General features: G+C 35.4%; 11 protein-coding genes and 1 pseudogene. 5 read left to right on the forward strand and 7 right to left on the reverse strand.

The window, feature by feature from the left end:
- Positions 1–53: 53 nt before the first annotated feature.
- From hoxU to Anndu_RS02150, 4 genes are all read left to right on the forward strand, one after another.
- Complete coding sequence (hoxU, locus tag Anndu_RS02135) at positions 54–779, forward strand: bidirectional hydrogenase complex protein HoxU (protein WP_464102785.1); 726 nt, start codon at positions 54–56, stop codon at positions 777–779.
- A gap of 81 nt (positions 780–860) precedes the next feature.
- Entirely contained in the window at positions 861–1,406 is a 546-nt protein-coding gene (locus Anndu_RS02140; RefSeq protein WP_464102786.1) for an NADH-quinone oxidoreductase subunit B family protein, read from the forward strand.
- A 119-nt stretch (positions 1,407–1,525) separates the two neighbouring features.
- Positions 1,526–2,131: a CBS domain-containing protein gene (locus Anndu_RS02145; protein WP_464102787.1), complete on the forward strand. Its 606-nt coding sequence runs from the start codon at positions 1,526–1,528 to the stop codon at positions 2,129–2,131.
- Positions 2,132–2,272: 141 nt separating this feature from the next.
- Positions 2,273–3,703 carry a Ni/Fe hydrogenase subunit alpha gene (locus Anndu_RS02150; protein WP_464102788.1) on the forward strand — a complete coding sequence of 477 codons (1,431 nt, stop codon included), beginning with the start codon at positions 2,273–2,275 and terminating at the stop codon, positions 3,701–3,703.
- Between the two features lie 133 nt (positions 3,704–3,836).
- Here the strand turns inward: Anndu_RS02150 and Anndu_RS02155 are convergent, their stop codons facing one another.
- The 3 genes from Anndu_RS02155 to Anndu_RS02165 form a co-directional block, all read right to left on the reverse strand.
- On the reverse strand, positions 3,837–5,339 hold the full coding sequence (locus Anndu_RS02155; RefSeq protein ID WP_464102789.1) for a carotenoid oxygenase family protein: 1,503 nt from the start codon (positions 5,337–5,339) through the stop codon (positions 3,837–3,839).
- A 128-nt stretch (positions 5,340–5,467) separates the two neighbouring features.
- On the reverse strand, positions 5,468–6,277 hold the full coding sequence (locus Anndu_RS02160) for a protein phosphatase 2C domain-containing protein (protein ID WP_464102790.1): 810 nt from the start codon (positions 6,275–6,277) through the stop codon (positions 5,468–5,470).
- A gap of 70 nt (positions 6,278–6,347) precedes the next feature.
- On the reverse strand, positions 6,348–6,974 hold the full coding sequence (locus Anndu_RS02165) for an ABC transporter ATP-binding protein (protein ID WP_464102791.1): 627 nt from the start codon (positions 6,972–6,974) through the stop codon (positions 6,348–6,350).
- 250 nt (positions 6,975–7,224) lie between these two features.
- Between Anndu_RS02165 and Anndu_RS02170 the strand changes: the two genes are divergently transcribed.
- Positions 7,225–8,088 carry a Sll0314/Alr1548 family TPR repeat-containing protein gene (locus tag Anndu_RS02170; RefSeq protein ID WP_464102792.1) on the forward strand — a complete coding sequence of 288 codons (864 nt, stop codon included), beginning with the start codon at positions 7,225–7,227 and terminating at the stop codon, positions 8,086–8,088.
- A 98-nt stretch (positions 8,089–8,186) separates the two neighbouring features.
- Here the strand turns inward: Anndu_RS02170 and Anndu_RS02175 are convergent.
- The 4 genes and pseudogenes from Anndu_RS02175 to Anndu_RS02190 all read right to left on the reverse strand — a co-directional run bounded on the left by Anndu_RS02175 (position 8,187) and on the right by Anndu_RS02190 (position 13,564).
- Positions 8,187–9,247: pseudogene (locus Anndu_RS02175) on the reverse strand (IS630 family transposase).
- A 41-nt stretch (positions 9,248–9,288) separates the two neighbouring features.
- Positions 9,289–9,540, reverse strand: coding sequence for a hypothetical protein (locus tag Anndu_RS02180; protein ID WP_464102793.1), 252 nt, complete (start codon positions 9,538–9,540; stop codon positions 9,289–9,291).
- 138 nt (positions 9,541–9,678) lie between these two features.
- Entirely contained in the window at positions 9,679–11,691 is a 2,013-nt protein-coding gene (gene bchD / locus Anndu_RS02185; RefSeq protein ID WP_464102794.1) for a magnesium chelatase ATPase subunit D, read from the reverse strand.
- Positions 11,692–11,929: 238 nt separating this feature from the next.
- Complete coding sequence (locus Anndu_RS02190) at positions 11,930–13,564, reverse strand: MFS transporter (protein WP_464102795.1); 1,635 nt, start codon at positions 13,562–13,564, stop codon at positions 11,930–11,932.
- Positions 13,565–13,608: the final 44 nt, after the last annotated feature.

The raw sequence follows: 13,608 nt of genomic DNA on the forward strand, positions 1-13,608 counted from the left end.
ATTAGTTGTTAGATAACGACATAATGACCAATTAGAGAATTTGGAGGAAGCCCGTGGCAGTCAAAGAAATTACAATTAATGGCAAAACGATCAGTGCTAGGATTGATGAGTCCATTCTCCAAGCCGCTAAGGATGCAAATATTCATATTCCTACCCTTTGCCATTTAGACGGAGTGAGTGATGTGTCCGCCTGTCGAGTCTGTTTAGTGGAACTACAAACGAATGATGGTTATACTCGTCTTGTTCCCGCTTGTGCCACCCCCATTGAAGATGGCATGAACATTAATACCCATAGCCCCAAACTGAATGAATATCGGCGGATGATCTTAGAATTATTATTTGCCGAAGGTAATCATGTTTGCGCTGTTTGTGTGGTCAATGGTAATTGTGAACTACAAAATTTAGCTATTGAAGTGGGGATCGATCATTCCCGTTTTGAATATCGTTTCCCTGTACGTCAGGTAGACCTTTCTCATCACTTTTTTGGCAAGGATCAAAATCGCTGTATTTTATGTACTCGTTGTGTGCGAGTTTGTGATGAGATCGAAGGGGCGCACGTTTGGGATGTGGCAGGTAGGGGCTACAAATCTAGTATTATCTCAGGCTTAAGTCAACCTTGGGGTACGGTGGACGCTTGTACGGAATGCGGCAAATGTGTCCAGTCTTGTCCAACGGGCGCTTTATTTAAAAAAGGTTCGGCCGTTTCTGAAATGGAAAGGGATCAATCTACCCTTGATTTCTTAGTGACCGCACGTCAAAAACACGAATGGACAAGATAAAACACTCAACAGTGACCAGTAATCAGTAATGAGTAATGAGTGACTATTGATAGCTAACAAATAATTAATAACTAAATTATTATGAGTAAAATTAAAGTTGCAACAGTTTGGTTGGCCGGATGTTCGGGCTGTCACATGAGTTTTTTAGATTTGGATGAATGGCTATTTGAACTTGCCAAATATGTGGATGTTGTTTATAGCCCGATCGCCGATGTGAAGGAGTTTCCCGATCAAGTGGACGTAACTCTGGTTGAAGGGGCGATCGCCAATGAAGAAAATCTCGAACTAGCCTATCAAATCAGGGAAAGAAGCAAAATTGTCATTTCCTTTGGAGATTGTGCCATTACCGCCAATGTTCCCGCCATGCGCAATATGTTAGGAAAGTCCGATCATGTTTTGAGAAGGGCTTATTTAGAGCTAGGGAATGTCACTCCTCAGTTACCAAACGAACCTGGGATCGTTCCCCCTTTATTAGATCGGGTTAGCCCCCTCCATGAAATTATAGACGTAGATCTATTTATTCCGGGTTGTCCCCCCCCTGCCCCACGCATTAAAGAAGCTTTAGAAGCTTTAGTTAATGGCAAAACTCCTGTCATGGAAGGGCGAGAAATGTTGAAATTTGGCTAATAAATTAATGGATAATTAACAATTAACCGTTAATTTTATTAATTTCCAATTTCCACTTATTACTTATTACTTATTACTTCCCACTTATTACTTAATTAATGATTACAGCAATCGAAATTATGACTCCAAAAGTAATTACAATTCAAGGAGTCGCTAAAATTACTAAAGCCGTTAAATTAATGGAGGAAAATAATGTCAATACTTTAATTATTGAACGGCGAAATGATCATGATGCCTATGGCATTATTACCCGTACCGATATTATTAATAAAGTGATTGCTTATGGTTTAGATCCATCTCAGATTAGAGTATATGAAATAATGACCAAACCTTGTATTGTGATTAATCCCAGTTTAGGATTAGAATACATTGCTAGATTATTTAAAAATACAGGAATTAGTGCCGCTCCTGTGATTAAAGATCACTTAATTGGCATTATTTCAGAAGACGATCTTTTAAAGAAAAGTAACTTTTTATATCAACCACAAGCTAAAATTTTTCAAGAAAAAATTGCCCTCGCAATTGAAGAAGCAAAAGCTTTATCTAATCAAGAAAATATTGATTCCCAGCACTGTTTAAAAGCATGGCAAAAAGTAGAAGCTTTACAAGCAGAAGCGGCTTTTCAACAAGGCCAAAAACTAAATAAAACTGCTTTTGAAGAATATATTGAAGAATACCCCGAACTTCGAGAATCTTTAATGTTAGATAATTGGTGCAGTGGATAATTTCAGTGACCAGTAACCAGTGATCAATGACCAGCAATTAGTTGATAGTTAACAACAAAAACAAATAAACAATAACCCATAAGACGGGCATCTTGCCTGTAAAAAAATAACGAATAACTAATAATAATTAAGGTAAAAATTATGGCTAAAACTGTTGTTATTGATCCCGTAACTCGTATTGAGGGACACGCTAAAATCTCCATCTTTTTAGATGATCAGGGAAAAGTTTCCGATGCTAGATTTCATGTGGTTGAATTTAGAGGATTTGAGCGTTTTTGTGAGGGTCGCCCGATGTATGAAATGGCAGGTATTACCTCCCGTATCTGTGGCATTTGCCCCGTTAGTCATCTTCTAGCCTCCGCTAAAACAGGGGATAAATTATTAGGAGTTGAAATCCCGATCGCAGGGGAAAAACTGCGCCGGATGATGAATTTAGCACAAATTACCCAATCTCACGCCCTCTCATTTTTCCATCTCAGTAGCCCTGATTTTCTCTTAGGATGGGATAGCGATCCGGCCACTCGTAATGTTTTTGGCTTAATGGCCGCCGATCCTGATTTAGCTAGAATGGGCATCCGTTTACGTCAGTTTGGACAAACCATTTTAGAAATTTTAGGCACGAAAAAAATTCACTCTGCTTGGGCTGTGCCGGGTGGGGTCAGAACACCTTTATCAAATGAGGGTAAACAGTGGATTAAAGAGCGTTTACCCGAAGCAAGAGAAGCTATTGATGCGGCTTTAAAATTATTTAAAGAGTTATTACCGAAATTATCCGATGAAGTTTCTGTTTTTGGCAAATTTCCCTCCTTATTTATGGGATTAGTGGGGAAAAATGGTGAATGGGAACACTACGGAGGTCATTTAAGATTTGTAGATAGTAATGGTAAAATTGTAGCGGATAATCTGAGTGAAGACGATTATCGAGATTTTATTGGAGAAGCAGTTGAACCTTGGTCTTATTTGAAATTCCCCTATTATAAACCGATGGGTTATCCAGACGGTATCTATCGAGTAGGCCCCCTTGCCAGAATTAATATTTGTAGCCAGATGGGGACACCTGCGGCCGATAAGGAGTTATTCCAGTTTCGCTTTTTGGCGGGGGGTGTAGCGACTTCTTCCTTTTTCTATCATTATGCCCGTTTAATCGAAATTTTAGCAGCGATCGAGCAAATTGAGCAGTTAGTAGATGATCCTGATGTACAGGATCCCCTAACTCGTGCCAGAGCCTCAGTTAATCAACTTGAGGGAATAGGAGTCAGTGAAGCCCCAAGAGGCACATTATTCCACCATTATCAAGTAGATCGTCAAGGTTTAATTCAAAAAGTTAATTTAATTGTAGCAACGGGCAATAATAATTTAGCTATGAATAAAACTGTTAAACAAATTGCCGAATATTATATTAAAAGTGAGGAAATACCTGAAGGTTTTTTAAATCGTGTGGAGGCCGGTATTCGTTGTTATGATCCCTGTTTAAGTTGTTCCACCCATGCAGCCGGCCAAATGCCTTTACAGATTGAATTATTCAATTCTCAGGGAATATTAATTGATCAAAAAGTTAGAGATTCAATTTAATTTTTTCTGACATTTTTATCAACATAAATTAATCGGTTTTAACCGATTTTTTTATTGTTTTGTTCTTTTTTGTATTTCCAAACCATAGGGATGAACTGCTGTTCACCCCCACCTATCTTTTATCTTAATTATATTAGCAATCAGACATTGGAGGAATAAAAATTTCCTCACTCCAACTACCATGTAAACCGTAGGGGATATGTTGATTAAGTTTTAAGGTGGCGATCGCTCCTTGATTAATATTTTGAGCATCAAAAATCGCTAAATCTGAGGAATGAGAGGCTGAGTTATAGGATAAAACTAAGACATAACCCTCATCTTCTTTCTGAGCGTTAGGTTTTGGCACAAAAATTGGTTCGCCGCTAAAACCTTTCGGGGCAAAGGAATAAAATTGACGCTCTTTTGTGAGTAAATCGAGCTTTAAGAGTCCCTGCAAAGGTGCATTAATCTCAGGATTATGAGTTGCTCCGATGTAAAGATAACGGTAATCTCGCCCCACTTTCTCAGGATGAATCACGGGAAATTCAACACACCAAGGATCGATCATTTCTTTGTCTACTTTTTGCTCTTTTAAGTTTACTTGAAAACGCCAAATTTGCCCCGGTGCAATGCTCGAAAAATCCACATCTTTATAACTTCCTTTAGGGTTAATTTGACTCAATTCACCATAACAAACGGAATCAATACAAAGAGTCTGATCATCCTTTTCAAAAGCGTTAACGTGATGGAAAATAAATCCGGCTTGAGCTTCAAATACTTGTACATTCTGATAGGGAGCTTTACGGGGTATAACAATAATTGAAGTGGGTTGATCTTTGCGAAATTCTAAACATTCTCCCGCACCTTTTAAACCTAATAAAAATGGAAAAGGATTATAACTAACGGGATTTTGAAAAAAGATACAATAATTAGGGGTAATGGCAAAATCATGGATAAAGGCAAAGCCCTTAACTGTATGACTATGACGGCGTAAAACCTTACCACTAGGTGACATTTCAAAAATATTAATTTTAGTTTGAGGGCCAGGTGCGATCGCAAAATTAACTAAACAGGGATCGCCGTTATCCATTTCACAGTGGGGATCCACCCAAGGGTGGGCGCTAAAAGCTTCGCCATTTTTTAAAGCACCGTCTAAATTATCTAAGCCTAAAGTCTCTAAGGTATAAGGATCAAGGCGATAGGGCTGGGCGGCCTCCCATAAAGCTAATAATTTATTTCCCCAATAAATAACATTAGTATTAGCGATATTTTTCAGCTTAATATCAAAAATATTATTAAATAAACCGCCGGGTTTTTGTGAGCCAAATACCCCACGATACAGCATTTTACCCGCTTTTTGTTCTTCTAAAAACTCTTTAGTTTTGACAAAACGATTTTGAAAATAAGCTTTACCCTCTTTAAAGGCGATCGCTGTGATCATGCCGTCACCGTCAAAGGGATGGCGTACAGGTGTACCATGAACATCTAAAGCGCCCGGCCCATTGCGAAATAAAGTGCCTTCTAAGTCGGGGGGAATTTGCCCTTCCACACGATCGATCCAATAGGAATATTCGCCCTTTTGCGACTCGTAGCCTTGTTTCCAGTCTTCTTGACTATAGGATTTTTCGGTTGTAGAAGGTTGGGAAATTGTTACCATATCTTGATTTGTCTAAAAATGTTAAGTTTCTTTAATAATTGTAATAGATTTTATTTTTTTAGTCACTTTAGGCCATTGTCGCCATTGACAATTAAATTAATTTAAGATCAAATTAACAGTTTTAATCGTTAATTGTTTAAATTTCTGATGACGATTAAAGTAGTATCATCTGATAATAAACCTACTTCTTTTTGTAAAGATTGATCAGGCCAATTAGGTTTAATTACTTCTCGATTAATTAAATTTAATTTACGTCTAATTAAATCAGGATTTTTGAAATAATTATCATTTTCCCAAAATTGAGAAATAGCCCCAACTTTTTCATTTTTACCCGGAAAATTACGAGTTTCTGCTAAGATTAAATCATCCAATCCATCCGTACCAATTAAAATAGATTTAACGTCTTTTGTATCTATTTCTTGATAGATTTTAAATTGACTTAATTCGGGATAATTAAGTAAACCATAAGCAAAATAGGGAGGGGCGTTATTTTCAAATTTTTCGATTAAAATTTGTTTTCCATTGATAAAAATTACCCCATCGCCACTAGCAAAAATTACTGTTTTTTGAGGGGTAATAATTACTCCGATAATCGTAAATAAAAAATAATTATAAATTAACTCTTTTCTGTCTGTTTCTGTGCTTAAAATATTAACAAATACTTCTATTTTTGATAATAATTCTAAACAAAGATCCTTCCAAAAATTAGGATTTTCTAACCCATTTTTTAAGTGTTGAGCAATAGTTTCAACGATTAATTTAGCTCCGATTTTTGCCCCTACTTCACTATGTAAACCACTGCCACAACCATCACAAACAAGGGCAATAGTGTAATTTTCATTACTTAAAAAATAATGCCCATCTTGATTATTTTTTCCTAATCTTTGATGTTCTCTACCTATTACTGATCCCGTTGCTATTTGAAATAAATTAGTCATTGTTTATTGGTTATTTATGATTAGTTATTTGTCATTAGTTAATGATCAACTATTAATGATCAATTATCAATTATTCATTATTTAGTTTTCCTTGTTTTAAAGTCCAAACTTGATCGGCGATCGACAATAATTCCGTGGGATCATGGGTAACAACTAATAAAGTCCAATGGGTTTTTAATTTTTCTAATAATTTAGCTAATTGAATGCGCATAGACCAGTCAAGGCCGGCCGTTGGTTCATCTAATAATAATAAATTAGGTTGACGAATTAATTGTACCGCTAAAGCTAATCTTCTTTGTTGACCACCACTTAAATTATGGGGAGAAGTTGTTAAAGAAAGATGATCTAAACCCACTTCTTTTAACGCTTCTATTACCTCATTTGATCCCAATTCAGGATGGCCTAAACGTAATTCTTCTAAAATAGTATTACCACAAAAATGACGCTCAGGAAATTGAAAAACTAAACCGCCTAATTGTTGTAATTCTAAATAAGTTAATTCTTGATCATGCAAATAAATATGACCTTTGGTATGTTCGGCCAACCCTGCTAAAATTTCTAAAAGAGTCGTTTTTCCTGAGCCACTAGCCCCCACAATTAAACCTAATTGTTGAGGAATTAACTGTAAATTTATGTCTTTTAAAATAGGTTGAGTTGTGGCCGCTGGATGATAGGTTAAATTTTCTAAAGATAACATAAAAATTATTGACTGATCACAAGTTAAATTAACAATTGTCCATTGTTAATTGTCAATTGTCAATTGATCAAGGAACTATTAATATTAAAATTACGTCTTTTCAAGAAAGAGTTAAATTTTAATCTAATTTTTGCTCTTAAAAACTAAATCTTGTATAATTATAATTTAATTTGTCACAAAAATGTTCAAATCAATGTTATCTAATCACAAAAAATTACTTCTATCTTTATCTTGTTTATTAACAGTTACTTTGAGTAATCTTACCCCTGCTTTAGCAGGAGATCCTTTTCGTTTAGCCTCTCAAAATCCCCGTAATATTGGACAAAAAACTGAAAATGCTTTTAATGCAGTTTTCAAAGAAGGGAATTATCCATTAGGAGAACAATATATTAATCAAGCTGAACAAACTGAAACTAATGATCCCCTTGTACCCGCTTTAAAAGCGGCTTTAGCCTATTTAGATCAAGATTGGCAAACCTTACATAATTATGCTTTAAAAACCATTGATTTAGCTAATAATATTAAAGCTAATGATGAAGTTCGGGGTAATTTATATTTAGCAGTTGGTAATTTTTTAGAGGGAACTTATATTTTTAAAACCGATAGCCCTTTGGCCGCTTTACCAAAAGTTCAACAAGTTTTTTCCTATATAGATAAAGCAGAAAATGTTGATGCAAATGATCCTGAATTAAATTTAATTAAAGGTTATATGGATCTTAATTTATCACTTTATTTGCCTTTTTCTAGCCCCGATCAAGCTATTTCTCAATTACAAAGTCATGCTTCTCCTGATTATTTAGTTTATCGTGGAATTGCCGTAGCTTACCGTAATTTAGACAATTTAGATCGAGCTTTAGAATATGCTAATCGTAGTTTATTAATAACACCTAATAATCCTGAAACTTTATATTTAAAAGGTCAAATTATTCGTAAACAAGGTTTAAATGCTAATAGTGTTAGTTTATTACAACAGGCTTTACCGATTTTACAACAAGCTTTAACTTTAAAAAATCAACTTCCAGACGGTGTTGCCAGTGACTTAGAAAGGGAAACCAGAAATACTTGTAATAAAATTAATGAAATGCTTGGTACTAATCAATGTAATATCGAATAATTAGCTTTAAAATCTGCCTTTGATCGGCGAAGAATCTTTTATTTTCGTCCGATCAAGGATCAGGGGGTTTTCAAAGTCATACCATTTACAAAAAGTAGCTACACAGATAAAGCATTAACAATATAATCCCAACCTGCTAAAGACAGGATAAAATCTTCTTGTAAATTATTTAAGATATTAGCTACTTTATTTTTGACATCATCTAAGTTCTTAAACCAGATATTTTTTAACTGTTGTTTGATATATAACCACAGTCTTTCAATCGGATTTACTTCTGAACAATAAGGTGGTTGAAATAACAAAATTATATTCTCAGGTACTTCTAACTTTTTGGCAGTATGACAGGGTGCATTATCTAACTGTATTATATGAACCTCATCGGGATATTCTTTACTAAATTCTGTTAAATATTTACCAAAGCATTCACTATTAAAATGAGATAGTTCATAGAAAAAACTTTTGCCATTTTCTACTTCGATTAATCCATAAAGATAATAATAGTCATAATGCCATTGTAATTCTTGTTCTGGTTTGACTCCTTTTAAAGTTATTTTCCTTCCTAATTCTGTTCTAAAACCTAATCTAGTTTCATCTTGACACCAGTAACAAATATTTTTAGTATCACCCCATTTCTCTTTTATTTGAGCTATTATGCCTTTTAATCTTATGGGTAAATACTCTTTAAATACGGATATTACCCCTTCATTTTGATACTCATGATAAGGACGTGGTACTTTTAATTTTGCCCCTAATTCGTATCTCACTAATTGATGTATTGTGGTATAACTTATCTCAATATCTTGACAAGTAAATAACCATATTTTTATTTCTTGGTAACTGTTAAATCCTTGAGGCTCACTTAATTCTTTTTGACCAGAGCCACTGTTTCTAGCTCTAGTTTTTTTGGTCTTCCTGTTTTATTATGTTCTTGTAATAATGCGTCTAATCCTTCCGTCTTATATAAGTGAAACCATTCGTAAATTGTTCTCTCACTACGCCCCATCATTACCGCTAAGTATCTGATCGTTTCAGCCACTTGAATTTTCCAAAGATATAAAGCTTGAACTTTGGCAAAATTCAAAGCTGTTTTTTGTTGTTTCATGAGATTTTTTAGTGTATCTGCTGATTCAATTACTTCTATTTTTGATATTCCTGACATACTATTGCTCCTGTTAATTTATTCCTATACTAACCCTGAACTTACTTTTTGTAAATGGTATAACCTAATAAACGAGGAACTAAATTTTCTACATTACCTTGGAGAAAACTATTCCATTCAGGGATATCCGTGTCTGAATCAATTATTATTGCTCCTATGTCTTTTAATAACTGTAATAATTGTTTAGTTCTTAAGCTATATGTATTATATGTTTCTGTATCTATCTTTTTAAATTTTTTGAAATCATTTTCTTGGTCAAAATTAGAAGGAAGAAGAATAGAACATTTAGTCATAATAAAAACCTCATTATTTTGTTATTTTCATTATTGTTAGTATAATTATAACTTAAAATTGTGAGGTGGGCAGCTTTACCCAATTTAACTAATAAAAATTAAATTAAAAATTATTGCCCACCCCTACAAATTCATCTTTTATCTCATCTCAGAAATAGCGGTTTTGGCCATCCCTGCGATCGCCTGATCGGTGGCTTTTGGTAATTGATAATATTTACCTCCGGCTTGTTTTGCCAACTCTTTTCCAAAGCCCGTAGAAACAAATTTTTTCTCCGTATCTATTACCAATAATTTGATATTTAAAGCCCGTATTTTGGCCGCAATATCTAATAATTCCTGTTTAATATCGGGTTTTTCCCCTTCCTCTTGGGGTTCTCCTAAAGAGCGAGATAGGGGAATATTGCCTCGCCCGTCTGTAATAGCCACGATCACCACTTGCCCAATATCACCTGACATCTGCGCGTTTAAACCCACATGAACCGCCTGTGTTAAGCCATGTGCTAAAGGCGAACCTCCCCCACAGGGTAGGGTTTCAAGGCGTTTTTTCGCTAAAGTGATCGATCGAGTGGGGGGTAGTAATACGTCTGCTTGTTCTCCTCTAAATGGGATCAGTGATACCTGATCTCGATTTTCGTAGGCTTCCGTTAAAAGTCGCATTACCGCACCTTTGGCCGCATTCATGCGGTTTAAAGCCATTGAGCCTGAAGCATCCACCACAAACACGATCAACGCCCCTGCTTTCCGTGCTAACCGTTTCGATCGCAGATCCCCCTGTTCCACTATCACTTTACGGTTGGGATAGCGTAAACGGCGTGATTTTTGATAGGGTGCGGCCGCTCTGAGGGTTGCGTCAACGGCGATCCGTCTCACTTTACCCTTGGGCAACATCGGTTTAATATATCGCCCTCGATCGTCCGAAAATATCAAATTTCTGGCTCCTGACTTACCCTGTCTTTGAGCCATTTGAGCGAAATACAACACTTCTGGATCTAATACCGCCCCCTCAATATCAAAGACAAATTCTTCGGGAATACCGGGAGGCTCTTTTTGTTCATCTTCCTGATCCTCATCCTCTTGATCTTCATCCTCATTATCCTCACTTTCTGGCTCGTTTTCATCTTGCGGTGGTGGCGGTGGAGGTGGTGGCGGTTGCATTTGATCTTCGGGAGGCACTTCAATGGTGGTTGAACGTGGCACAATGACCAGTTTTACAGCTTCTTTTAAGTCTTCGGCAATAATACTATTACGGCCATCTAAGGCGGCACAGGCTTTGGCTACTCGCACGGCGAAAAGCTCGGCACGATGCCCTTCTACACCCCCTCGGATCGCTTCTTCTACTAAATAGTTGATCTGATCACGGCTAATATTAACTTCTTTTAACCATTCTCTGGCTAAAATAATCTGAGTTTTCAGACCATCTATATCTTCATCATATTGGGCGATAAAATCAGAGGGTGATTTTGCATAATCTATCACTTGATCAACCGCCGAAACCCTTTGATCTAGGGATAAAACCCCATCGGCCGATAAAGCGATCGCAATACGATCTAATAAATGTTCCCTTAATGCTCCTTCTTCTGGGTTATAAGTAGCAATTAATAACGGTCTACAAGGATGGGAAAAACTAATTCCCTCTCTTTCAATTACATTTCTTCCCTCAGTTAAAACGGTTAATAATTGATTAGAAATTTGATCATCTAAGAGGTTAATTTCATCAATATATAAAACTCCTCGGTGTGCCTGTGCCAGTAGGCCGGGCTGAAAAATTGGCTCACCTTGTTTCACTGATTCTTCTACGTCTACCGAGCCTAATAAGCGATCTTCAGTCACTCCTAACGGAATTTGCACAAAAGGAGCTTGGATAATTTCTGTGGGAATTTCGTTAATATTTCCATATTGATTACGAGTTAAATCATCCCATTCACCCTTATTATTGGGATCGCAATGGTAAATATTTCCCTTAATAATTTCAATAGGAGGTAAAAGAGCATGGATCGCCCTTGCCATCACTGACTTAGCCGTGCCACGTCTTCCGGCGATCGCCACGCCCCCAAGGGCAGGATCGATCGCCGTTAAAAGCAGGGCTGTTTTAATAGCTTCCTGCCCAACTATAGCAGTTAACGGAAAATTTTGTCTGATTAAAGTAGGCATTATTTTAAATAATTTATTTTAGCAATCTTTGATTATATCATTTCTATAGTAAAAATGTCTTTCCTATCAGGTAAACCAAAGATTTTTTTAAAGCAAAATTGATTTTTGAGCTAATAAATTTCATCTTTTTTGACTTACTTATTAAATTTTAATTTCTATGTTTATTATCCTAATTTGATCAATATCTGATAGATATTAATTTTCTTAAATTAAGCTTAAAAAAGATACTTTTTCTTTATTAGTTATTGATTGTTTTTTCTTTTTTTGCTTGTAATTTTAATCTGATTTCTTGATGTACTGACTCGGTAATGGGATAAAAATATGCGAGGATTACCCCCCCAATTAAAGCTACAGTTGGAATGGGTGCAATGGCTAAACGTATTGCTAATAAAGCAGAATCAGGTTGAATTGGGATCGGTTGCCCTGGTATTTGTTCGATAAATCCTGCTAAATCGAGGGCAATTCCCACAATAAACAAGGCGAATGCTAACCCAAATTTTTGTAATAAAACCATAAATCCGTAAAATATCCCCTCCCTTCTTTGTCCTGTCTCTAATTCGTCTAATTCAATGACATCGGGGATCATTGACCAAGGGATTAAATAGGCAACGGATACTCCGAATCCTACTAAAACTGCTAAAATATAAATTAAATTGGTTTGTTCTGGTTGTAGTAAAAATAAACCACCTTGGGCGATAATCCAAACTCCGCTTCCCATAAAGTAAACGGCTTTTTTGCCGAATTTTGTGCTGACCGCTTTCCACACAAATAACATTAGTAAGGCTGTACCCTGTACGGCGATCGCAATGATGGGAAAAGTTGATTCTGGTTGTTTGAGCCAATTTACCACATAATAAATTAGAATTGAGGCGGTTAATTGTACTGCTAACCATGAGCAAAGATAGATTCCGATTACATATAAAAAGGCTCTATTTTTAAAGGCAATTTTTAACTGTTGAAAAAAGGAAAGTTGAGGTTCAATTTCTATATTTTTAGTTGTTACATTTACCTCTTGAGCTAATAGGTGATCTTCTGTTTTTAGATCGAGTAAAGTTAAGCCAAATCCCCCTAATAAAAGACAAATAATTAAAGAAGTAATGGCGATAGTATTTAAACTTTGAATTGTGATCAAAACTTTAATAAAATAACCTAATAAAATTATACTTAAACTGATTAAACTATAGCCTAAATATTTACGGTATAAAGATTTTAAAAGAGGTTGTTTTCCCCTTTCTTGAATGCGAAAAGTTGACCAAAAAATAGCAATAATAGAGATTAAACTACAAACTAAACCTAAAATCCAATAGGCTTCTATTTCTTGATTTTTATATTCACCAAAAATAACTTGAGCTAAGATTAAAGATAAAATACTACCACCAATTGAAAAGGAAAATCTAAAACTATTTAAACGAGTTCTTTCGTTATAATCTTGAGTTAATTCCGGTGTTAAAGCGGTATAGGGTAAATTAACCGCAGTATAGGCAATATTAAACAAAATTCCGATTAAAACATAGTAGCTAAATAATAACCAATTATTAATAGTTACATTGTCACTAAATTTTGGTACAATCCACTGCAAAAGATAGATTAAACCAAAGGGAATTGTTCCCCAAAACATCCAAGGTATTCTTCTTCCTAAAGGGGTTCTAGTTCGATCGCTTAAAATGCCTACAATGGGATCATTAATAGCATCACTAATTTTCCCGATCATTAAAATACTTCCGGCTAAACCTGCGCTTAAACCTGCTACATTTGTAAAGAAATATAATAGATAAAATACTAAAATATTAGCAGTGATGGCCGCCCCAAGATCACCTGCACCATAAGCAAGTTTTGTACTAAAATTTAAGGTTTCTGTTTTTGGTAAATTCATTTTTATTTTATAAATAGAAAAATAAATATATCAACTATTAATTA

It is taken from the genome of Annamia dubia NIES-4383, assembly GCF_055394725.1.

What these genes read in the sequence shown, in the direction of transcription:
- Anndu_RS02190 (WP_464102795.1), bottom strand. Translation starts at nt 13,564, where the DNA reads ATGAATTTACCAAAAACAGAAACCTTAAATTTTAGTACAAAACTTGCT.
- Anndu_RS02140 (WP_464102786.1), top strand. Translation starts at nt 861, where the DNA reads ATGAGTAAAATTAAAGTTGCAACAGTTTGGTTGGCCGGATGTTCGGGC.
- Anndu_RS02165 (WP_464102791.1), bottom strand. Translation starts at nt 6,974, where the DNA reads ATGTTATCTTTAGAAAATTTAACCTATCATCCAGCGGCCACAACTCAA.
- Anndu_RS02180 (WP_464102793.1), bottom strand. Translation starts at nt 9,540, where the DNA reads ATGACTAAATGTTCTATTCTTCTTCCTTCTAATTTTGACCAAGAAAAT.
- Anndu_RS02150 (WP_464102788.1), top strand. Translation starts at nt 2,273, where the DNA reads ATGGCTAAAACTGTTGTTATTGATCCCGTAACTCGTATTGAGGGACAC.
- Anndu_RS02145 (WP_464102787.1), top strand. Translation starts at nt 1,526, where the DNA reads ATGACTCCAAAAGTAATTACAATTCAAGGAGTCGCTAAAATTACTAAA.
- bchD (WP_464102794.1), bottom strand. Translation starts at nt 11,691, where the DNA reads ATGCCTACTTTAATCAGACAAAATTTTCCGTTAACTGCTATAGTTGGG.
- Anndu_RS02155 (WP_464102789.1), bottom strand. Translation starts at nt 5,339, where the DNA reads ATGGTAACAATTTCCCAACCTTCTACAACCGAAAAATCCTATAGTCAA.
- Anndu_RS02160 (WP_464102790.1), bottom strand. Translation starts at nt 6,277, where the DNA reads ATGACTAATTTATTTCAAATAGCAACGGGATCAGTAATAGGTAGAGAA.